Genomic DNA, 21518 nt, shown 5'->3' with positions numbered 1-21518 from the left:
AGAGACGTAGTCAATAAAACGTGACAATTATGCCTGTCAGGCAGATGAATTTTTATCGGCCAGTTCCGGTATGTTTATATTTATAATTATATAAAGCAAGTTGTAATTATTAACGTCATGAATAAATGTTTTATGTATTTGTAAATTTTGGCGCGAAAAACCAGAAAACAGCCGGAGCCTTCGCCCCGGCCGTCACTCTTCAGAAATCCACAGCAGCGGAGAGCACCACTTCGCGCGGGTCGCCGATGGCGATACGCAGGTTACTGCCGCTGGAGGTGTAATAGGTTTTGTCGAACAGGTTTTTCACGTTCAACTGCCATTTGACATCGTAACCACTGAACGGTGTGCGCCAGGCGACGAAGGCATCCGCCACGGTGTAGGACTCCAGCCAGAAGCTGTTGGCAGCATCGCCGGGGCGTTTGCCGACGTAACGCCCGCCTACCCCGGCGCGCAGGTTGTCATTCGCCAGCAGCCCGGTACCGCCGAAGTCATTGGTCAGGAACAGCGCAGCTGTATGGCGCGCCGTGTTCGGCATCAGTTTACCGCGGTTGTCCGGGTCTTCCGTCACCCGTGCATCTGTATAGGCATAGGAGCCCATCAGGCTGAGCGTGGAAGTCAGGCGGCCGGAAGCGTCCAGCTCAACGCCCTGGGAGCGTACCTGCCCGGCAGTGCGGGTGACAGTGTCACCATCGACCAGCTCACTCACCATCACGTTGCGCTTGCGGATGTCATACAGCGCCAGCGTGCCGGTGATGCCGTTCTGGGTGTCGATCTTCGCGCCGATTTCATACGCTTTGCCCTGCTCCGGCGGCAGCGCGCCAATCTGTGTGGCAATCGATGAGTTAGGCTTGAACGACTCGGTATAGCTGGCATAGAGGCTTGACCAGTCCGTCAGGCTGTACACCACGCCGGCGCGCGGCACCAGTTTGCTGTCAGAACTCTGGGTATTGGTGACAAACGGGCGGCCTTTGCCGGCCATCACCTCAAAGCTGTCGTAACGCAGGCCACCGATCAGCCGCCAGCGGTCGTTCAGCCGGATCTCGTCTTGTAAGAACACACCGCGGCTGTCGATGTTCTCGCGCTGGTCGCTGTCTTTGGCGCTGACAGTGGTGCTCGCTGCCATCTCGCCATACACCGGATGGTAGACGTTGAACGCCGTATTTTTGCTGCCGCGGATCATATCACCGCGGAAGGTGCGGTCCGCCTCATAGTCAAACCCCATCAGCAACTGATGGTTGACGCGCCCCCAGTCCACATCCCCTTTCACCGAAGCCTGCACAATCTGCGTGCGGGCATCGGCGTCGGCCGTAGAATCCGCCTGCCGGGTTAACACGCCGGTATCGGCGTTATACGCAGTGGCGCGGGCCTGGTTGTCACTGTAGCGGTTACGGTTAAACGAATAGGTAAACTGGGACGCCCAGTTCTCGCTCAGTGCCTGATCGACCTGTAGCGTCAGCGTATCCTGATCGCCCCGGGTGGCGTTGTAGCCCTCGTCGAAGCGGCGTTCACGCGGGGTGTTGACCGGCTTGCCGGTGTTTGAGTCGATCACCGTGCCGCGATCAAAGGGGACGAGGTATTCCATGTGCTCCCACGAGACTCGCACCATCGTGCTGTCACCAAACCACATCAGCGACGGCGCGACCACTGTCTGGCGGTTGCGGCCGAAGTTGCGCCAGTAGTCGGTTTCGCTGTGGTCAACAATCAGCCGCCCGGCAAAGCCGCCGCCCAGCGGCCCGGTAACATCGAGTTGCCCGCCGCCCCCGCCGAAGCTGGTGGTGCGCCCTTCCAGATGCACATGCGGCGTCAGTTGCGGCTTTTTGCTGATGATATTGATCATCCCGCCCGGCTCATTCATGCCGAACAACATCGACGACGGCCCTTTCAGCACCTCGACCCGCTCGCTGGTCGGCGTGAAGTTACGCGCCTGAATCGAGCGCAGGCCATCGCGCAGGATCGAGCCGTCACGGTTATCGCCAAAACCACGCTTGATCACTGCGTCCTGCGTGCCGCCCAGGGTATTGGACTGGGTAATGCCGCTGACATAGTTCAGCGCCTGATCCACACTGGTGGCCGCCTGATCTTTCAGCACCTGCTCCGGCACCACGGTAATGGACTGCGGCACCTCAATGATGCGGCTTTCGCTGCGGGTGGCGGTGACGCTGGTGTGCGGCTGGTAGTTGGTAGCCGCGTCCGGCGTGCTGCTGTTTTGCCGGGTGACGATCAGCGTGTCACCCTCTTCGGCCTGGGTTAAGGCCGGGATGATCAGGCTGCTGCCCAACAGGCAGGTGGCGATGGTTTTCATGGTGGTAACTGACTCCAAAAGGTCCCTGAAAATGCCAGCGGTAAAAAGCGCTGGTAAAGGTCTTGTAATGTGTGTTGTGGGTTGAGATCGGCGAACTGCTGTGGGTAGAGCGCCTTGGCAAAGAATTCGGTGGCCACCACGTGATAGGGGCTGAGGTAAAAGTTGTGCCAGAGCGCATAAGCGCGCCCGTTCTGCACGGCACTGAGGTGCGTAAGCACCGGCTGCGCGGCCATGATCTGCCTGAAACTGGCAGACGCCTGTTCGGCCGACACCTGCGGCCCGAGGCTGACGGTTCGCGCGCCCTCTTCCGGCGCGGCCATGCCGGTGGCGATGTAGACCTGGGGGTTGGCGGCCAGCACGTTTTCCGGGTTCAGCTCGCCAAATACGCCGCTGACCTGCGATGCCGCGATATTCTCCCCCCCGGCAAACGCCAGCAGTTGCCCGAGGTTGCCGTTAACCGCCGTGGTGCAGCAGGTATCACGCCGCCCAAGGTGGAGGTGCAGCATCACGCGGGTTTTCGGGCCGTGGTATGCCGCCAGCCGCTGGCGGACAGCCTCCATATGCTGCTGGTAGAAATCGATGAATGCCTGCGCGCGCTGCGGCTGCTCAAAAATCTCGCCCAGCAGCCGCACGCTCGGCACGGTGTTGTTCAGCAGGTCAACCCGCAGATCCACCACCACGACCGGCACCCCGGCCTGCGCCATCAGCTGCATGAAGGCGGCACTGTTGGCGGTGGTTTTCGCCAGGCGCGGCAAAATCACCAGGTCAGGGCGCAGGGCGAGTACCTTTTCCGCATTGATGTCATTGATGCTGCCGTTACCGAATTGCGGGATTGTGGCCAGTTGCGGGAAGGCATGGAGGTATTGCGCCCAGGTTTGCGGATCGTATTTCGCCAGGTCGCCCGGCCAGCCGGCGATGCGCGCCGCCGGGTAACCCGGCTCCAGCAATGCCAGCGTGTAGAGCATCCGGCTTTCGCCCAGCACCACGCGCTGCGGATGGTCAGGTACTGTGACCTGCCGCCCGAGCAGATCGGTCACCTCTCTGGCCTGGCTGGTGAAACTCGCTAACAACAGTAATAAGGCGGCGATGCGCATGGGGTTATCCCGGCCATGTAATGTGGCCGGGAAAGATAATCAATATCATTCGCTTTTACAAGCCATTTGGCCGGGCGCCGGATACACGCGGAATCGGTGGGTGATTGAAAGATAAGCAAAAAACAGCAAAGATGTCAGGATTTCAGAATCCTGGGATTCTAGAATCCCAGAATCCCAGGATTATAACGCACGAGGTGGATGGCGGGCGATGAGCATTTCAGGCCCTCCGCCTCCGTCACGCCGTGGCACAGGTTTCGGTAGGGAATGCGAACAGCGCAGCCCAGCGGCGGACGCGTTCCGGGCCGGAGTGATAGACCCTATTCATCAGCCCAGCGCCTGAGACATCAGCCCGAATGCCTGCGGGGCACCGGCAGCCGGTATCCAGGGCGTTCCCCTGATCATCACGGTCGGCACATCCACCACCGGCAGCCCCTGGGTTTCCAGCCACGCACCCAGCCCCAGTAATGGATCGCTGTCGATGCGCACAAACTCCCCGGCCAGCGGTTGCAACAGCTCGCTGACCAGCACCCTGGCCTGCTGAGGGTCATGGGCGATCACCGGGCCGATAGCCAGGCCACGGCCAAAGCGGCGCAGCGCGGCGAAGCCCTGCGGCAGGCCATACTGGTCTTTCACTATCACTACCCGCTCCGCCTCGGCCAGTAACATCGCGATCAAGGCCGGACGCGATTGCCCGTGCGCCCGCTGGTCAAGCGCGGTCAGCACCGCGGCATCCTGCGGCCGTGCCGCGCTGAGGAACTGGTGCGCCGTCGGCAGGGTTGGGGTGATCCGGCCCAGCGCTGCGCACTGGTGCTGCTGGATAATACCGGTCACCTGAAAACCGAGTTTTTCATACAGCGGCCTGCCTGCGTCGGTGGCGTGCAGCCGCACGGTGTAGCCCGGCATGTTTTCCAGCACCGCCAGCAACAACTGTTTGCCGATGCCGCGCCCCTGGCAGGCCGGGTCAACGATCACCAGCCCGAGGGTGGCGTAGTGTTCACCCCAGCGCCAGCCGAGGGCCGTGCCGACCACCTGCCCTTTCTCTTCCACCACAATCCCTGCCCCCAGGCTCAGCGCCTGCTGCCAGTCCTCCAGGCGGTGCGGCCATTTCACCTGCTGTGACAGCGTCAACGCCGTGGGCAGATCGCCCTCACGCATTATCCGAATCTGCATCCTGTTTCTCCTTACATCATGCCGGGCGCGTCAAGCCCCGGGCCGTTAACCCGCCGCGCGTAGCGGCATGAGGTGGGGTCAACCACCGGATCATCATTCATCACCAGATCGGCAGCCAGCCGCCCGGCCTGATGCCCAGGCCGGGGTCGCTTTACCCGGCCGACAGCCCAGCCCCGGCAGTGACGGCACGGCACCACGTCGTCAGGGTTCATACTCAGCATAGCAGCGTCCCTACTGGTGACCTGAAAAGGCAGACGAACGCCTTTTTTAACGCATTAATAAATAACGCGGTTAGCGCAGAAGGGAAAGAGGGTGCAGGTTACATGCCAACCTGGGGGAAAATTTTAACGCGTAAGCAGCGGCGGGAAGAAATTTCCTGCCGAATCCGTTGGCATAATAGCAGGAGGAATGCGCAGCGGCGTACCAGGGCGCAAATCCAGGTTTTGTGCACTGTCACCGGGCAATTTCCAGCTGCAGTGCACCCGTACCGGCATAAGGTTATGCCTGCCGGGAATAACGCGCTGCTGTAAAAAGTGTGACGCAAATCACTACTTGCCGTGGCCGGATGGGGCGACTACACTGCCCGGCCCGCAAGGGATGGGGAGTCAAACGCAGGGATAGCCTGCCCGCGCCGGGCGGCATTACCGCAGGCGTGATAATCACTTCCGGGTTTTTCCTTCTCTCTTCAGCGCCGGGCATTGCCCTGTCGCCGTCGTTTTTCTTTTTTTTGAACCACAACCTAAGCCGTATTTCACCATGGAAAATAATCGTTATACCCCGGCGCCTGCGCCTTCCCTCGCCCTGGCGATCTTTGCCCTGGCGCTCGGCAGCTTTGCCATCGGCATGAGCGAGTTCTCTATCATGGGCCTGCTGGCTGAAGTCTGCCGGTCGATGTCCGTGACGCTGGCGCAAGGCAGCCATTTCATCAGCGCGTATGCCATCGGTGTCGTGATTGGTGCGCCGCTCTTTTCACTGCTGACCACCCAACTGCAACGCAAACACCAGTTAATGCTGTTTATGGCGCTGTTCCTGGCCGGGAATGTGGCCAGTGTGCTGGCGACCGATTACCACGCGCTGGTGCTGGCCCGCTTCGTCAGCGGCCTGCCGCACGGGGCATTTCTGGGCGTGGCAGCGCTGGCGGCGGCGTCGCTGGTGTCGCCTGACCGCCGCGGCAAAGCCGTGGGGAACGTGCTGCTCGGGCTGACGCTGGCGTCACTGCTGGGTAACCCGCTGGCGGCCATGCTGGGGGAATACATCAACTGGCGCTGGGCGTTCGGCACCGTGGCGCTAATCGCGCTGGTAGATGTGGCACTGATCGCGGCAATTTTCCCGAAAACCGCGCAAGAGCCTGCCGGTTCGCCATTAAAAGAGATTAAAGCGCTGATGAACCGGCGCATCTGGCTGACGCTGGGGATTGCGGCGATCGGTTTCGGCGGCATGTTCTCGGTCATCAGCTACATCTCGCCGGTCGTCACTTATGCAGTGCACCTCTCCCATAGCTGGCTGCCGGTGATTCTGTTCGCCTTTGGGCTGGGCATGGTGGCGGGCAATCTGGCCGGGGGCTGGGCAGCGGACAAAAAGGTGATGCTGTCGATGTTCTGCATCCTGCTCTGGAGCATCGCGGTGCTACTGCTGTTCCCGCTGCTGGCCCCGACGCTGTTTGGCGCGATCCTCGGCAGTTTCCTGATCGGCACTAACCTCGCGCTCTGCGCCCCGTTGCAGGTACGGCTGATGCAGGTGGCAGGCAAAGCGCAGACGCTGGCCGCCACGCTGAACCATTCGGCGTTTAACATCGCCAATGCCCTGGGGGCCAGCGTGGGGGCCTATGTGGTGGAAAATGGCTACCCGGTCACCTATACCGCGACGTATGGCGCCATCCTGCCGCTGCTGGGGCTGGTGATTTTCCTGGTTTCGCTGCTGAATGAGCGCGTCTCCCGCCCCCGGCCTGTGGTCATCACGCCGGAAGCGTAATCCGCGTCCCACTGAATACGCATCAGCCCGCCGGAAGCGGGCTGATGCTGCATAAAGCCATGCGCGGGGCGGTGCCGCCAGTGCTCAGGCGAATTCAAAAATATAATCAAAAAACGTATCTTCCCTGAAGGGCAAGATTTTCTTTTTATTGGCACAATCGATTAATGCCCAATCATCGAAGTCGGCCCGGCTGTCATTCAGGCGGCATTCAAACAGTTTTTTCTCTTCCCCGTTCATATGTAATGACACAAGCAACCGCCCTTTTACCCCACCCAGGCAATACATGCCCAATGGCGTAATATGCAGGTGTTTTTCTTCATTAATTAATGTCATGCCCGGAATGTGGTAAATCACTTCAGGGGCGATATGTTCTGTGAGGCTGTTTTCCCATTTTTTGCAGTGAATCGGTGTATCTGCAAACCATTTTTCGACCGTTACCAGCAGGTGTTTCGTCTCTTTCCTGAACGCCTCAATATCCTCCTGCAAATTGTCAGCAGCCGCTTTTTTGCTGATGTTATGGTCGAGTTTTTTAAAAAACTTGTTTTGAGCAGACATTATACTCTCCTTCTCATGGTAAGAGGCAGCGAGTGAACGGGTAACTTTCAGTAAACTTTTTTACCCGGCCGCGATATCTGTTTTCCCTGGTATAAATGCAGCACATTGATAAACGTGCTGTATTAATCATCACGCCTTTCCTGACGCCAGGTGTGTATTCCGTAGTTATCCCTTGAAATAAGTATAACGACGCCCTTTTTACTGCAAAAGCGCGCGGCCATAATTTAACAGCCACAATGTTTTTTTATGTTTATTTTTAGAAAAATGAGGGGATCTTTGTTATTAATGATATCCACCGCAAAAAGATAAACAGTCTCATTTTTTCTCAAAACATATTAGCCGTGCTTTTCAATCAAAGAAAATGACGCCATCCTATGTTCACCGCTTCGCTTCCCGTTATTTCACAACATTGCAAGTGTGGCATGACCGGTGAGGGGAGCGGGTATGTGAATGACCAGACTGAAGGAATATCATGAAACAGCAATCTTTATCTTATTTCTATATTTACCAGGATACGCGGCAGACATGGAATTGGCGGCTGATGTCGCGGGGCGGGCGGGTTATTGCAGTTAACCCTGCCGGATATGATGATCTCAACACCTGTAGGGAGGACATTAAACAGATGACGCTTGATGCGGGGCTGGCCGTGTGTGTAGGGGACAATCACTATATGAGGCTGACCATGTAATTTTGCTGAACAGAATACTGCATCGCCGATACAGTATTCCTGATAACCCTACGCGGCTTTCAGTGCCGCAACGCCGGCAAACGAGAGGGGCAACTTAACCCTCATTTTTAGACTGACGGGGGTTCTTCCCCCATAAATTCGCAGAACCTCAGCAGATATCCGTCCGGGTCCTGCACTAAAAATTCACGCTGGCACGCCTCTGTTTCGCCAATCAGATAACGGCTCTCCTGTACGTCCCGGTAGAGCATAACGCCATTGGCGGCGAGGTTGGTCAGCAGCGGCGTCAGGGAATCGACTTCAATTTGCAGGTTGATACCCCGCCCCAGCGGCCGTGCCAGCGTGGCCACATTCCAGCCCTGCGTGTGGAAGGCTTCCAGCATCAGTTGTGCCTCGCCCAGGCACACATAAGCAAAATCAGGATCGTCCCGCCGTACCCGGACATGGAATCCCAGAATACGTTGGTAAAAATCCAGCGACTGGGCGAAATCCATGACCGTGAGCTCCGGCACCATTTTGTTCCAGTACGTTTCATTGTCTGTGGCCACACTGTTCTCCTTGTGAAAGGTTTATTTGCTTATCACTTTGCGCTGCCAATATAAACGCATTCTTACCCGGCGGTAAATGCCCAAGCGGAATAAACTCCCGTAAAGAAGGATGAAACGGCACATAAATAACCATTTCTATTAAGCATTGAATTAATGGATAAGAAAATAAATAGGAGGCTTATTTTTACAGCCGGCGCACCCTGTTTTTATGGGTTAAAAAACACCCTTAAAACATATAGATTATTGATCGATTTAAGATTATGTATTTTTTCAGTTAATGATTTGCACTTACTGCGCGCACTTACGTCTCATATATTTTTTCGATCATTCAACTTTGATTGATCCATCAGGCAAATAAAAGCACCAAGAGACAGTAAAATCAATACATTAAAAACAATTAAGTGAAAATAATATAAACATTAAAAATCTGTAAATTGATATGTCGCCTCTCTTATTTAAGATGCCTGTGACTTCTCCACCCCGCTTTCCCAAAACGGGTGAGCGTGTTTTCTTTATATTGATTACTCATGGGATTTTTAAAAATGAAGAAAGGATTTTTTGTTTCTGCCGTTACCGCCCTGGTGGTAAGCCACTCCGCTTTTGCTGCAGATATCGGAGACGGCACCATTCGTTTTAAAGGCGAGATTGTTGATGCGCCTTGCGTGGTGTCCGCGGATTCCCAAAACCAGGAAATCAATCTGGGCCAGGTGAAAGCCACGACATTAGCCACAGCGGGGGATAAATCCCCGGCAAAACCCTTCCAGATTAAATTAGAAGAGTGCGATATCACCAGCAAAACCAAGGTGAAGGTGCAATTCAACGGCCTTGCCGACGCAGATGGCCGCTTGCTGGTGAATAATGAAGCCGGGGCGGCCACGAATGTGACCATTGGTCTTTTCGACAAAGCGGGCGCGGATATTAAAGTCGGCACCGCCACCGCAGAAGAAATACTGAGAGAGGGCCAGCACGTGCTCTATTACTCCGCGGCTTATGTCAGTAAAGGCAGCGCAACGCCGGGTTACGGCAACAGCCAGGTTGATTTCGATGTGACCTACAACTAATTACGCAAGGCGCACCTCTATCAGGTGAATCGCTGTATTTTGCGGGCGGCATCTTCTTTTCATACCGCCCGTTTCTTTTTATGCCGGGCGCAACCATGAAATTGACCAAAAAACTCCTCTGCTCTTTTTTATGCCTTCTCCCGTTGGCGCAAACTGCTTACGCCGCCGGGGGCATCGCCATGAGTGCCACGCGCGTGATTTATCAGGCCGATAAAAAGGAAGCCGCGCTTACCGTCAGTAACCGCAACCCGAAAGAAGCCTTCCTGATCCAGACCTGGGTTGAAGACGCGGGCGGCAATAAAAAAACCCCCTTTGTGATTACACCGCCGCTGTTCCGCCTCGACCCGGCTAAAGACAATGTGCTGCGTATTGTGCATCTCGGTACGCCGTTGCCGCAGGATCGGGAATCCGTTTACTGGGTGAATGTGAAGGCCATTCCGTCTACCCCGGAAGCCGGCCAGAGCAAAAACGTGCTGCAAATTGCCGTGCGTACCCGGCTGAAGCTGTTCTACCGGCCGGCCGGGCTGACGGGCAATGCCAATGAGGCCTACCGCCAGTTGACGTTTACCCGCCAGGGCGACCAGGTGGTGATCCATAACCCCACGCCTTACACCATGTCGTTTGATCATCTCGCGTTTGATGGCCGGGATGCCGGCCGCGTGCCGATGGTGCCGGCCAAAAGCCAGGTAAGCCAGCCGCTGCCTGCCGGTATGCAGAGCGTCGCCAACGTGACTTATTCGGTGATCAATGATTTCGGGGCCTCAAGTGACTCCCTGAATCAGCCGGTTAAATCCTGAATGTCTTCCTTTTCTTTCTTACCTGAGTGACCTTCACCATGCAGCGGATGCACAAACGCCCACACCCGGCCCTCTGTCAACTTTTTATACGTTCGGCCCTGGCGGTACTGGTCGCCGCTGCCTGTCACACGCAGGCCGCGCAGTTTAACCCTCGCTTTCTGGAAGATGTCGGTACCGGCAGCGCACTGGCCGATTTGTCGATTTACGAAGGCGCCACCGGGAAGCAACTGCCGGGCAATTACCGGGTAGAGATTATCGTTAATGAGCGTAAGCATGAGGTACGCGAGCTGGCATTCAGCGCCGCGACGGCCGCCCAACAGGCCGCCGGTGAATCCCTGACGCCTTGCCTGAGCCGGGTGCAACTGGCGGAAATGGGCGTGCGGGTCGGGAGTTTCCCGGCGCTGGAGGCGTACCCGGCAGAGGCGTGTGCGCCGTTTACGGAGCTTATCCCCAACGCCGCCAGCCATTTTGATTTCAACACTCAGACTTTAATCCTCAGCTTCCCCCAGGCGGCGATGGTGCAGACCGCCCGAGGCACGGTGCCGGAAAGCCGCTGGGATGAGGGCATCCCGGCGCTGCTGCTGGACTACAGCTTCTCCGGCAGTAACGGGCGCACCGACACCGACTACCAGGAGAACCACTACACCGATGAGTGGGGCCGTGAGCATGATGACAGCAGCGGCGGGCGCAGTTACAGCAACGGCTACTATTTCAACCTGCGCAGCGGCGTTAACCTCGGCGCGTGGCGCTTGCGCAATAATTCCACCTGGAGCCGTTACGACGGGCAGACCAGCACCGATAACCTCGGCACCTACCTCACGCGCAATATTGTGCCGCTGAAAGCCGACCTGACGTTGGGTGACACCTACACCGCCGCCGATGTGTTTGACAGCGTGCAATTCCGCGGGGTGCAGCTCACCTCGGATGATGAAATGCTGCCGGACAGCCAGCGCGGCTTTGCGCCGGTGGTGCGCGGCATTGCCCGCACCAATGCGGAAGTGGTCATCGAGCAGAATGGCTATGTGATTTACCGCACCTTTGTCCAGCCGGGCGCGTTTGAGATTACCGATCTCTACCCGACCTCCAGCAGCGGCGACCTGACGGTGACCGTCAAAGAGAGCGACGGCCGTGAGCAGCGCTTTATCCAGCCGTTTGCGGCCGTCTCCATCCTGCTACGCGAAGGGCAGTTGAAATACAGCGTCAGCGGCGGTGAATACCAGGGCGGGAACTATGAGTCCGGTAACCCGCAGTTCGTCCAGGGCCATGCGATCTATGGCCTGCCGCACGGCATTACCGCCTATGGCGGCACCCTGTTTTCTGAAGACTATAACGCCCTCGCGCTGGGCGCGGGCATTAACCTGGGTGACATCGGGGCCATCTCGCTCGACGTCACCCAGGCAAAAAGCGATCTGGGTGACGGCCGCGACGAACAGGGCCAGTCTTACCGGTTCCTGTATGCCAAAAGTTTTGCCGACAGCGGCACCGATTTCCGCCTGCTGGGCTACCGCTACTCCACGCAGGGCTATTACAGCTTCCAGGAAGCCACCGACGTGCGCAACCACGCTGACAGCGACTATGCCCGCTACCACCAGCGCAGCCAGTTACAGGGCAATATCACCCAGCAGATGGGGCGCTACGGCTCGGTCTATTTCAGCATGAACTTACAGGATTACTGGGGCGATGATGATACGCAGCGCTCGGTCAGCGGCGGCTATAACGGCCGCATCGGCGCAGTGAGCTGGGGCATGGCCTACAGCTATACGCGCTCGCCGGACTATGACGACGCCGACCATCTCTTCTCCTTTAACGTTTCGGTGCCGCTCGGGCAGGCCTGGAGCTCCTACCGTATGACCAGCGATCTGCACGGCCGCACCAACCATCAGGTCGGGCTGAGCGGCACCGCGCTGGAACAACGTAACCTGAACTGGAGCGTGCAGGAGGGCTACGGCTCAGACGGCGTCGGCAACAGCGGCAATGCTTCGCTCGGCTACCAGGGCAGCAAAGGCAACATCGATCTCGGCTACAACTATTCGCGTGACAGCAACCAGGTGAATTACGGCCTGCGCGGCGGCGTGATCGTCCACAGCCAGGGCGTGACGCTGTCACAACCGTTGAGTGAATCCATGATTCTGGTGAACGCGCCGGGTGCCGCGGGCACCAGCGTCAGTAATAACAGCGGCGTGGCGCTGGACCACTTCGGCAATGCCATCATTCCGTACGCCACCCCGTACCGGGAAACCGAGGTGTCGCTGCGTACCGATACGCTGGGCGACAACGTCGATCTCAGCGAGCCGATCCAGTACGTGGTGCCGACCCGCGGCGCAGTGGTGCGGGCGCAGTTCACCACGCAGGTGGGCTACCGGGCGATGGTCAGCCTGAGCCGGGCGGATGGCAGTGCGGTGCCGTTTGGCGCGGCCGCCACGCTGGTACAGAAAGAAAACGTGAAAACCCCACAAAGCGGCATCGTCGGGGAAGCGGGCCAGCTCTATATGAGCGGCCTGCCGGAAAAAGGCACCCTGACGGTGAGCTGGGGCAAAGAGGCCGGGCAGCAATGCAGTGCACCCTATCAGGTGCCGCCTTTAGGTGCGGAACCTGTTGCCGTGGTCACCCTGACGGCGCAATGCCGATAACGCTGCAAGCCGATAACTATGCAAAAGGTGAAAACAATGAAGTGGAAAACAGGCGGTACGCTGGCGGCGCTGGTTACCGGGTTGCTGCTGCTGAATGGTTCGGCAAGGGCAGAGGATGGTTGGGGGGCATGCTGGCCGAAGAATGGGCCAAACCTGTTCTCTGCCACGATAGATAAGCCCCTTGACCCGGAAAAAAACTACGCAGGCGCGTTATACCCTTCGGCCTTTAGCTGGAATCACTCGGCCACGTACAAATTGTTATGTGATTGCCCTACCGATACGTCGCAGCACAGATATACTTATTTTAAAGCAGAGCCTAATTACAGCTTGCCTATTGGGCATGAAGAAGGGTTTTATCAAATCAATGAAAACCTCGAATTTGCAGCTTATATTAGTGTAGGTAACCGCGGCCAGTTTAGAGCGCCTTTTCAGGACATCCCTAATTCATCGGATAACCGTTCCGGCTGCCCTGAGACCAATGCAGACTGGGGGTCGGGTTATAGAGGACATCTCGATATTTATATTAAAAAGCCTTTTGTCGGCGAAAAAGTCATCCCGTTAACTACCCTTGTCTCAGTCTGGGCGACAAAACAACCCGGCGTTTATAAAGACGATCTTCCGGTCACCATCATGCAAATTGAGGGGCGGATTGAGATTCCGATGGGGTGTGAAATCCCGGCTGGTTACAGCACCCAAATTGATTTTGGTGACTATAACGCCAGGGATTTCAAAAACAGAACCGGTAATGTTCCGGTGAATGCCCGTGCCATTGAAAAGAAACTGGACTTCAAATGCAATAATATTTCTGAGCATTCCACAATTTATTTAAAACTTGAAGCGACGCCTAACCCCAATAATCCGATGGCGATTGATATGGGTAACCCTGATATTGGGGCCGTCATCCTGCGGAAAGAGAGTAATATGCCTATCCGCCCTGGTACTAACGATAATGTGGAATTGACGACAACATCCACTGACGGTATTAACCGTTATTCCAGCGTGACGTTAAGAGCTTACCCCATCAGCACCACCGGCAAAATTCCGCAGAGCGGTGAATTCGAAGGCATTGCCACCCTCAGCCTGGATGTGGAGTAACGGGATGAAACAGATAACATGCGCCCTGCTGGCGGCCTGTGCCGTCGCCCCGCTGCTCTCGCCGGCCTCACAGGCGGAGATGGCCCATATCGGTAAACCCGGCGAGCTGCATTTCAGCATCCGCATTATCCAGGGCACCTGCATCCTGGCGGACAGTATGCTGGAGGTGGATCTCGGCACGCTCTACCTGCACCGTAGCCGGGGCGGCAGCCAGGGCAACGATACGCCCGGCACCGTGCTGGGTGAAAAACCGTTCGCGCTGGAGCTGGAAGAGTGCGGTGACGTGGCACGCGCGTACGTCAAAATGGATGGCGAAGCCGACGGTGACGACGATACCCTGTTTAAACTCAGCGGCGGCGCACGCGGTGTCGCGTTGAAACTCAGCACCGCCGCCGGGCAACAGCAGCGCCCCCAGCCACTCTCTGCCGCAGAAGCAGGGATGCAGTGGAACCTCGTCAAAGACCAGAACAACCGGCTGGATTACGTGGCACAGTATGTCGTCACCCAAAATAATCCGCAGGCAGGCCACGCCGATGCACTGGTGAATTTCTCGATTACCTATGAATGAGGCCGCTGAGGTGGCTGCCTGCCCCATAAAAAATCCCGCTGAACGCAGCGGGATTTTTTTATATCACGTTAAAACAGGTGCGGTCAGCGACGCGTAGCCTGTTTGCGCAGATAGAGCGCCAGCAGGATAAAGGTCAGCAGCCCAATCGCCGCGCCGGTTTCGCCGATGTCGCCCAGCGAGGAGAACAGGATGATCTGGTTGCCGAGCAGCGCGCCGAGGCCAATCCCCAGGTTCACGATGGATGAATAAATCGACATGATGATGTCCGGCGAATTGGCGTCCGTCGCCAGCACTTTCACCTGGAATGACAGGTTTACCATCATGATCGCCATGCCCCAGAACACGCTGAGGATCAGCATCTCCAGCGCACTGGTCGCCACAAAATTCAGCAGGAACATCGAGACGGTGATCAGCGCAACCGACAGCATCAGCAGCGCGGTGGTGAACCGCTCGCCCATAAAGCCGAACAGCAGGCTGCCGAGAATGCCCGCCCCACCGAACACCAGCAGCAGCAAGGTGGTAAAGCCATCGCCCATCTGGCCGATCTCTTTGATATACGGCTCAATATAGCTGTATGCGGTGTAGTGCGCGGTGAACACCAGCGCGGTGAAGAGGTACAGGCTGAGCAGCATCGGCCGGCGCAACAGGGTCGGCACGCTTTTCAGCGAGGCATGGTGCTCACTCGCCAGCGGCGGCAGCAGTTTGTAGAGCATCACCAGCGTCACGACGGCAGACACGCCAATCGCGACGAAGGTCATCCGCCAGCCAAGCAACTGGCCGATAATCCGCCCCAGCGGCAGGCCGAGCACCATCGCCAGTGCCGTACCGGTTGCCAGCATACTCAGCGCCTGGGTTTTCTTGCTCGGCGGGGCGACACGGATGGCGATCGATGCGCTTATCGACCAGAAAATCGCGTGCGCCAGCGCAATGCCGATGCGCCCGGCCACCAGTATCCAGAAATTCCACGCCAGCACCGACAGCGCATGGCTGAGGATGAACACCACGAACGTCCAGAGCAGCAGGGTTTTGCGCTCTACCTTGCTGGTGACCAGCATCAGCGGCAGCGACATCAGCGCCACCACCCAGGCATAGATGGTCAGCATCCAGCCCGCCTGCGCGGTATCGATCTGGTAGGTTTGTGCGATGTCGGTCAACAAGCCCACCGGCACAAATTCCGTGGTGTTAAAAATAAAGGCGCTGATGCTGAGCAGAAGCACGCGGGACCACTGAACGCGGCGTGAAGTCTGGGGGAGTTCCGAAATGGTGTCAGTCATGATGCAATTTACGCGTCCTACGCTGAAGTGAACAAATATTTTGAGACTTTCATCGCAAAATTATAATGATTTTATTGAAGTCTAGACACAAGAATGTATCGCGGCAACCTGTGATAGCGCATTGATCTTAAAAAAGAGAATGCCGCAAAATCGCTGAAAAAGTGTGCCGTCCGGCACAGTATGATCTGATGCGCCCTGCTCCCGCCGTTTCGCCATGATTTATCCATTTCCCAGCTAACCAAATCCACAAAAAGCATTTAATCATTAGGCATATATTATTCCGATAAAGCCGTTTTCAATTCAGTGTCAGCTCGTCAGGATGGGGGCATTCCGTGCGGCGCAATGGCATTGGCACGGTCACCCTGATCCCTGAGATGAGACGAAAACATGCGTAAAAAAGGATTCCCTCTTCTGTTCAGCGCGGCGGCCATTGGGCTGGCGCTGGTCGCCTCTTCTGCCGTGGCCGCAGAGAAACCCGAGACCGTGAATATCGGCTACCAGAAAGCCAATATCTTCGCGCTGCTGAAATACCGCGGCACGCTGGATGAGGATTTCAAAAAACAGGGGATTAAGGTGCGCTGGGTAGAATTCCCTGCCGGGCCGCAGATGCTGGAGGGGCTGAACGTCGGCAGTATCGACCTGGCAGCCACCGGCGATGCACCGCCGACCTTTGCCCAGGCGGCGCAGGCCGATCTGGTTTACCTCGGCCACTCCCCGGCGAACCCGAAGACCGAGGCGATTGTGGTGCCGGAAAACTCGCCGATCAAAACGGTGGCCGATCTGAAAGGCAAGCGCGTGGCGCTCAACAAAGGCTCGGATGTGAACTACCTGCTGGTCAGCGCACTGGAAAATGCCGGTCTGAGCTACAAAGAGATCACGCCGGTCTACCTGCCGCCCAGCGATGCCCGCGCCGCGTTCCAGCGTGGCTCGGTGGATGCCTGGGTGATCTGGGACCCGTTCTACGCGGAAGTGGAAGCCCATGCCAACGCCCGCCTGATCAAGGATGCCGAAGGGCTGGTACCGCACTACACCTTCTACCTGGCCAGCCGCAAATTTGCTGACCACTACCCAGACACCGCCAAACAGGTGGTGGATGAACTGGCGACCCTGAGCACGTGGGCAAACAGCCACCCGGATGACGCGGCAAAAATCCTGTCGCAATCCACCGGGCTGGAACAGGCCATCTGGTCACGGGCGCTGGCGCGGATGCCGTTCGGTGCCGAACGCATGACGGCGGAGGTGTTCACCCAGCAACAGGCACTGGCGGATAAATTCACCCAGATTGGCCTGCTGCCGGTCAAGGTGGATGTACGCAGCGCTACCTGGTCACAGGACGCCGCGCTGAAGAAGTAAGGCCCCGCCGAAGAAACAAGATCGCAGGCGGCCAACCGGCCGCCCGTTCTGCTTAGCCGCCGTTGCCAATCTGCCAGACAAACACCGGCTCCTTGCCGTTCACTTCCCAGTCCCCCACGTTGCGGAGTTTATAAATCACCGGGTTATGTGACGCCACCGTGCGCGCATTGCGCCAGTGGCGGTCCAGCGCCTTGCTCAGGCGGGTGTCTGACGCGCCCAGCGCATTGAACAGCTCAGTGGCAGCGCGCGGCACCAGTTCAGTGGCGATCGCCTGCGCTTTGGCGGCGTCAATTTCTGCCGCTATGTTCAGCGCCTGTTTCAGCGCCTCATCCCCTGACAGATGCGCCTCATACGCCTGTTGCAGCGAGTGCGTGGCCTGCAACACCGTGGCCTCGGTGGCGAACGCCCAGGAGGCGATCTGCCCGACCACCTGCAATACCTGGGCATCATCGCGCACCTGCCCGGCGTTGCCGTGGCTGTAAACCCGGCGGCGCTGCTGTACCTCTTCTTTCACGTCCCGCAGCACTGCCCGCGCAATCCCGGCCAGCGTCGCCAGCAACACGTGCTGATAAAACGCGGTCTGGTAGCGGAACCGATCCGCAAAGTCATACACATGCTCCTGCTCCACCTGCGCCGCCTTAAAGCGGGTGGTGCCGCTGCCGGTCAGCCGCTGGCCGAAGCCGTCCCAGTCATCCAGACGCTCCACCGCGGGCTGGTGGGTGCTGACCAGCGCAATCACCGCGCTGCCGGTATCGCTGCGCTGCGCGAACACATCGATCCAGTCCGCAAACAGCGTGCCGGTGCTGTAGAACTTCTCGCCTTCCAGTTGCCAGCCCTCACCTTGCGGCGTGACTTTGGTGTTCACCTCGCCGAGTTTGACATTGCCGATCTCCGTCCAGCCGCTGCCGACAATCTCGCCGTCAATAAAACGCCGGAACCAGCGATCGCGCGCCGGGGAGTCGGGCTGGTTAAGCTGGTCTTCCACAAACGCCACATGCGCCCGCAGGGCTTGCGGCAGGTTGGAGTCCGCCTCCGCCAGTTCAATCAGCAAACTGGACAGTTGCGGCAGTGATGCCCCAAACCCGCCTTTCGCCTGCGGGATGCGCACCGTGCCGAACCCCGCCTCTTTCAGCCACTGGATCGGGGCTACCGGCAGTGTGCGGTGATGTTCGCGCTCCCGCGCGCCCTCAGCAATGCGGGCAAACACCGGGCGGAAATGCGCCGCCAGCGCCGCGTAATCTGTACCGGTTGAGAGTAATGGCGTGCTCATAAAGATTCCCCTTCAGGTTGGTGATCGTCAATGTCATGGCGGGTCGGCTCAAAACGCACCACCAGCAGAAAAATAATCGGGATGATGGCGCTGAGCGACACCACCCAGAACATGTTGGTGCCGAGCGAAGCTTGCAGGATCGGCAAGATAAACAGCGCCAGCGCACTGCCGATGCCGGAGAGCGAGCGACTGAACCCCACGCCGGTGGCGCGGATCGAGGTCGGGTAAGAGAGTGCCGGGTAGATCATCAGCTGTGCGCCGGGGCCAAACCCTTCAGCAAACAGCCAGAGGCCCAGCATCAGCACCGCAAAACCGATGCCCAGCGCGGCCTGCGGGTGGCCAATCAGCGCCAGTGCCACCAGCGCAATAAATTGCAGGGCGAAACCGGCAATCGCCACGTGGCGTGACGGGTATTTCCACGCCAGCCGCATCCCGAGCAGCCCGCCGGTAAAGGCAAACAGCGCATTCAGCCCCAGCGAGGCGGAGATGGTTTCAAACACCCCGGCACCCAGGAACTGCGCCAGAATCGACGGCAGGAAAAAGGCGATGGCGGTGTACTCAAAGGAGATACAGACGTTCATCACCCCAGCGACAATGGTGCGTTCCCGGTAAGGCTTCTCAAACAGCACGCGGAAACTGACTTTCGGCGCGGCCACCTTTTTTACCTGTGGGGCAGCGGGTTGTGCCTCATGGGCATGGATGCCGTAGGAGTCACGCAGGATGCGCACCGCCTCTTTCAGGTCGCCCTGGCTGGCGGCCCACAGCGGCGACTCGTTCATAAACCGGCTGCGTACCGCGATGATCAGCAGCGCCGGCACCGCCCCGAACAGCAGCGAAGCACGCCACAGCCAGTCGAGATGCTGTTCCGGCAGCAGGAAATAGAGGCCGAAAATGATGAAGAAACAGACGGACGACGCGGCGTACCACATCGGGCACCAGGCCGCGAGCCGCGAGGCTTTGTTGGCCTTGCCGCTGAATTTGGAGAACTCCGCCAGGTAGGCCATCGCTACCGGCAAGTCGATGCCGACGCCGATGCCCATCAGGAAACGGGCGCCGATCAGCACCCAGACGTTGGGTGCCAGCCCGGCAGCCACCGCCGACACCACAAAGAACAGCATATCGGCCATAAATACCGAGTAGCGGCCATATTTGTCGGTGAGCCAGCCACCCAGCAGGTTACCGACGATGGTGCCGATCATAATCGACGAGGTAACCAGCCCAGTCAGGGTCGGCGTCAAATTAAATTCGCGCACTACATCATCAATGCCGTAAGAGAGTGTGGTGAGGTCATAGGCGTCGAGAAACACCCCGCCCAGCGCCAGAAACACGATCATGCGGGCGTAGCTGTTTTTGTCACTGCGGGTGTTGATCAACCGGGCCACATCACTGGCAGAGCTGACCGGCGCAGAGTGTGGCGGCGGCACCGCCAGGCTGTCATCAATCGGTATGGTGCTCATGGCATCCTCTGTTGTTTTCAGGCAGGTGAGGAGACCGTTATAAAAGTTACCGGCTGACATCACAAACAACAAAAACTGCTTTTAAATACTGATAATTCAAAAAGATAGCGCAGATTCCAGCCAGCAAAAATACCGGGTCAGCCTGCGCGGACCCGGTAGGGAAACCTGTTTTTCTCACCGGGGGCAAGCTTACGCCCCCCAGGTGTTATGCCGCCGTGACGCTGTCACGCACGCTGCGGCGATACCCTGCCGCCGGGTGCGGTGCGGCCAGCCGCGGCCCCTGGCCAAAAAGTTTTTCGCGCATCGTGCCGGGGGCATAGTCACGCTTATACACGCCGCGTTTTTGCAGCTCCGGGATCAGCAGTTCCACCACATCGGTAAACGTCTCATGCGTGACGGCGTAGGCCAGGTTGAAGCCGTCCACGTCGGTTTCGTCCACCCAGCTTTGCAGCTCATCGGCCACGGTTTCCGCACTGCCCACCAGCAGCGGGCCAAACCCGCCGATGCCGACCCAGTCCGCCAGCGCCTGCACCGTCCACTGGCGGTTGGGGTCAGCGGTCGAGAAGGTCTCGACCGCCGACTGAATGGCATTGGTGTGCAGGTGTTTCAGCACCTGATCCGGCGCGTACTGGCCGAAATCAATGCCGGTCCAGCCGGAAATCAGCGCCAGTGCGCCCTCATAGCTGACGTAAGATTTGTACTCCTGCCATTTGGCCTGGGCCTGTTTGTCGGTTTCACCGACGATCACCGTTTGCAGGTTGAAAATCAGCACGCTGCGCGGATCGCGCCCGGCCTCTGCGGCACGGCGGCGGATGTCGGCCACGGTTTTCTTCAGCAGCACTTTGGACGGCGCAGCCACAAACACGCATTCCGCATGTTCCGCAGCGAACTGCTTGCCGCGGCTCGACGCCCCGGCCTGATAGAGCACCGGCGTGCGCTGCGGCGAAGGTTCACACAGGTGCATCCCCGGCACCTGGAAGAAGGTGCCCTGATGGTTAATCGGGTGGATTTTAGCCGGGTCGCTGAACAGGCGTCGGGCGCGGTCACGCAGCACCGCGCCCTCTTCCCAGCTTCCCTCCAGCAGTTTGTAGATCACCTGCAAATACTCATCGGCATAGTCATAGCGCGCATCGTGGTCGCTCTGCGCCTGATGGCCGAGGTTACGCGCGCCGCTCTCCAGGTAGGAGGTCACGATGTTCCAGCCAATGCGCCCTTTGGTGAGGTGGTCGAGCGTCGAAAGGCGGCGGGCAAAGGGGTAAGGGTGCTCAAAGGAGAGCGACGCAGTCAGGCCGAAACCGAGATGCTCCGTCACCAGCGCCATCGGGGTGATCAACGCCAGCGGATCGTTCACCGGCACCTGCGTTGCCTGCCGGATGGCGGCATCGCCGCTGCCGTTCAGCACGTCATACACCCCCAGCACATCGGCAATAAACAGGCCGTCAAATTTGCCGCGCTCCAGCAGGCGCGCCAGATCGGTCCAGTACGCCAGATCCTTGTACTCCCAGGAGCGGTCACGCGGGTGCGCCCATAAACCGGGGGACTGGTGGCCGACGCAGTTCATATCAAATGCATTCAGGCGGATTTCACGTTTTTGAGACAGGGGCAATGGCAGAGACATGGTTTTTCTCCAAAAGGCGTCCGTTGGGCCGGTTGGCCCACACAGGGAAAGGTCAGTAAGGGGGAAAATC

Annotated in this window: 18 protein-coding genes; 8 read left to right on the top strand and 10 right to left on the bottom strand. The window is 58.2% G+C overall.

All coding sequences use genetic code 11. The annotated features are described in order from the left end of the window. Positions 1–199: 199 nt before the first annotated feature. The 4 genes from JK232_RS07335 to JK232_RS07320 form a co-directional block, all read right to left on the bottom strand. Positions 200–2302, bottom strand: coding sequence for a TonB-dependent siderophore receptor (locus tag JK232_RS07335; RefSeq protein WP_212589017.1), 2103 nt, complete (start codon positions 2300–2302; stop codon positions 200–202). Continuing rightward, positions 2299–3396: an ABC transporter substrate-binding protein gene (locus JK232_RS07330; RefSeq protein ID WP_072928070.1), complete on the bottom strand. Its 1098-nt coding sequence runs from the start codon at positions 3394–3396 to the stop codon at positions 2299–2301. Before JK232_RS07330 ends, JK232_RS07335 begins: the two co-directional genes overlap by 4 nt. Before the next feature lie 324 nt (positions 3397–3720). Next, positions 3721–4566 (bottom strand): GNAT family N-acetyltransferase, encoded by an 846-nt coding sequence (locus JK232_RS07325; RefSeq protein ID WP_072928071.1) that lies wholly within the window; start codon positions 4564–4566, stop codon positions 3721–3723. 11 nt (positions 4567–4577) lie between these two features. After that, entirely contained in the window at positions 4578–4787 is a 210-nt protein-coding gene (locus JK232_RS07320; RefSeq protein WP_072928073.1) for a hypothetical protein, read from the bottom strand. Between the two features lie 535 nt (positions 4788–5322). On the opposite strand from JK232_RS07320, the gene JK232_RS07315 reads away from it, so the two are divergent. After that, the gene (locus JK232_RS07315) at positions 5323–6537 is read left to right on the top strand and encodes an MFS transporter (RefSeq protein WP_079205198.1); all 1215 of its coding nucleotides are present in this window, start codon (positions 5323–5325) and stop codon (positions 6535–6537) included. 84 nt (positions 6538–6621) lie between these two features. Here JK232_RS07315 and JK232_RS07310 read toward each other — a convergent pair whose 3' ends face one another. Then, positions 6622–7092, bottom strand: coding sequence for a hypothetical protein (locus JK232_RS07310; protein ID WP_101829335.1), 471 nt, complete (start codon positions 7090–7092; stop codon positions 6622–6624). A 472-nt stretch (positions 7093–7564) separates the two neighbouring features. Here JK232_RS07310 and JK232_RS07305 point away from each other — a divergent pair, with 472 nt between their 5' ends. After that, positions 7565–7780, top strand: coding sequence for a YegP family protein (locus JK232_RS07305; protein WP_072928076.1), 216 nt, complete (start codon positions 7565–7567; stop codon positions 7778–7780). A gap of 107 nt (positions 7781–7887) precedes the next feature. On the opposite strand, the gene JK232_RS07300 is transcribed toward JK232_RS07305, so the two are convergent. Then, complete coding sequence (locus tag JK232_RS07300; protein WP_101836230.1) at positions 7888–8325, bottom strand: bleomycin resistance protein; 438 nt, start codon at positions 8323–8325, stop codon at positions 7888–7890. Positions 8326–8867: 542 nt separating this feature from the next. Here JK232_RS07300 and JK232_RS07295 point away from each other — a divergent pair. From JK232_RS07295 to JK232_RS07275, 5 genes are all read left to right on the top strand, one after another. Then, positions 8868–9386, top strand: a complete 519-nt coding sequence (locus tag JK232_RS07295) for a fimbrial protein (RefSeq protein ID WP_206602315.1) — start codon at positions 8868–8870, stop codon at positions 9384–9386. Positions 9387–9481: 95 nt separating this feature from the next. Next, positions 9482–10183, top strand: coding sequence for a fimbria/pilus periplasmic chaperone (locus JK232_RS07290; RefSeq protein ID WP_072928081.1), 702 nt, complete (start codon positions 9482–9484; stop codon positions 10181–10183). 47 nt (positions 10184–10230) lie between these two features. Further along, on the top strand, positions 10231–12813 hold the full coding sequence (gene lpfC / locus JK232_RS07285) for an outer membrane usher protein LpfC (protein WP_212589016.1): 2583 nt from the start codon (positions 10231–10233) through the stop codon (positions 12811–12813). 36 nt (positions 12814–12849) lie between these two features. After that, positions 12850–13908, top strand: a complete 1059-nt coding sequence (locus tag JK232_RS07280; RefSeq protein WP_165699931.1) for a fimbrial protein — start codon at positions 12850–12852, stop codon at positions 13906–13908. Between the two features lie 4 nt (positions 13909–13912). Beyond that, positions 13913–14476, top strand: coding sequence for a fimbrial protein (locus JK232_RS07275; RefSeq protein ID WP_212588985.1), 564 nt, complete (start codon positions 13913–13915; stop codon positions 14474–14476). Positions 14477–14559: 83 nt separating this feature from the next. Here JK232_RS07275 and JK232_RS07270 read toward each other — a convergent pair whose 3' ends face one another. Next, complete coding sequence (locus tag JK232_RS07270; RefSeq protein ID WP_072928087.1) at positions 14560–15750, bottom strand: sugar transporter; 1191 nt, start codon at positions 15748–15750, stop codon at positions 14560–14562. 387 nt (positions 15751–16137) lie between these two features. Here JK232_RS07270 and JK232_RS07265 point away from each other — a divergent pair, with 387 nt between their 5' ends. Then, entirely contained in the window at positions 16138–17103 is a 966-nt protein-coding gene (locus JK232_RS07265; protein WP_072928088.1) for a sulfonate ABC transporter substrate-binding protein, read from the top strand. A 52-nt stretch (positions 17104–17155) separates the two neighbouring features. On the opposite strand, the gene JK232_RS07260 is transcribed toward JK232_RS07265, so the two are convergent. From JK232_RS07260 to JK232_RS07250, 3 genes are all read right to left on the bottom strand, one after another. Next, entirely contained in the window at positions 17156–18373 is a 1218-nt protein-coding gene (locus JK232_RS07260) for an acyl-CoA dehydrogenase family protein (RefSeq protein WP_212588984.1), read from the bottom strand. Then, positions 18370–19830, bottom strand: a complete 1461-nt coding sequence (locus JK232_RS07255; protein WP_212588983.1) for an MFS transporter — start codon at positions 19828–19830, stop codon at positions 18370–18372. Before JK232_RS07255 ends, JK232_RS07260 begins: the two co-directional genes overlap by 4 nt. A 205-nt stretch (positions 19831–20035) precedes the next feature. Then, positions 20036–21430 carry an LLM class flavin-dependent oxidoreductase gene (locus JK232_RS07250; RefSeq protein WP_212589015.1) on the bottom strand — a complete coding sequence of 465 codons (1395 nt, stop codon included), beginning with the start codon at positions 21428–21430 and terminating at the stop codon, positions 20036–20038. Positions 21431–21518: the final 88 nt, after the last annotated feature.

It is taken from the genome of Nissabacter archeti (genome assembly GCF_018257325.1).
GTDB classification, from domain to species: domain Bacteria; phylum Pseudomonadota; class Gammaproteobacteria; order Enterobacterales; family Enterobacteriaceae; genus Chimaeribacter; species Chimaeribacter arupi.
This window is presented reverse-complemented; position numbering and strand designations above follow the sequence as displayed.

Excerpts from the sequence above, each read along its gene's own strand:
- JK232_RS07335 (WP_212589017.1), bottom strand. The coding sequence starts at position 2,302 with ATGAAAACCATCGCCACCTGCCTGTTGGGCAGCAGCCTGATCATCCCG.
- JK232_RS07330 (WP_072928070.1), bottom strand. The coding sequence starts at position 3,396 with ATGCGCATCGCCGCCTTATTACTGTTGTTAGCGAGTTTCACCAGCCAG.
- JK232_RS07325 (WP_072928071.1), bottom strand. The coding sequence starts at position 4,566 with ATGCAGATTCGGATAATGCGTGAGGGCGATCTGCCCACGGCGTTGACG.
- JK232_RS07320 (WP_072928073.1), bottom strand. The coding sequence starts at position 4,787 with ATGCTGAGTATGAACCCTGACGACGTGGTGCCGTGCCGTCACTGCCGG.
- JK232_RS07315 (WP_079205198.1), top strand. The coding sequence starts at position 5,323 with ATGGAAAATAATCGTTATACCCCGGCGCCTGCGCCTTCCCTCGCCCTG.
- JK232_RS07310 (WP_101829335.1), bottom strand. The coding sequence starts at position 7,092 with ATGTCTGCTCAAAACAAGTTTTTTAAAAAACTCGACCATAACATCAGC.
- JK232_RS07305 (WP_072928076.1), top strand. The coding sequence starts at position 7,565 with ATGAAACAGCAATCTTTATCTTATTTCTATATTTACCAGGATACGCGG.
- JK232_RS07295 (WP_206602315.1), top strand. The coding sequence starts at position 8,868 with ATGAAGAAAGGATTTTTTGTTTCTGCCGTTACCGCCCTGGTGGTAAGC.
- JK232_RS07290 (WP_072928081.1), top strand. The coding sequence starts at position 9,482 with ATGAAATTGACCAAAAAACTCCTCTGCTCTTTTTTATGCCTTCTCCCG.
- lpfC (WP_212589016.1), top strand. The coding sequence starts at position 10,231 with ATGCACAAACGCCCACACCCGGCCCTCTGTCAACTTTTTATACGTTCG.
- JK232_RS07280 (WP_165699931.1), top strand. The coding sequence starts at position 12,850 with ATGAAGTGGAAAACAGGCGGTACGCTGGCGGCGCTGGTTACCGGGTTG.
- JK232_RS07275 (WP_212588985.1), top strand. The coding sequence starts at position 13,913 with ATGAAACAGATAACATGCGCCCTGCTGGCGGCCTGTGCCGTCGCCCCG.
- JK232_RS07270 (WP_072928087.1), bottom strand. The coding sequence starts at position 15,750 with ATGACTGACACCATTTCGGAACTCCCCCAGACTTCACGCCGCGTTCAG.
- JK232_RS07265 (WP_072928088.1), top strand. The coding sequence starts at position 16,138 with ATGCGTAAAAAAGGATTCCCTCTTCTGTTCAGCGCGGCGGCCATTGGG.
- JK232_RS07260 (WP_212588984.1), bottom strand. The coding sequence starts at position 18,373 with ATGAGCACGCCATTACTCTCAACCGGTACAGATTACGCGGCGCTGGCG.
- JK232_RS07255 (WP_212588983.1), bottom strand. The coding sequence starts at position 19,830 with ATGAGCACCATACCGATTGATGACAGCCTGGCGGTGCCGCCGCCACAC.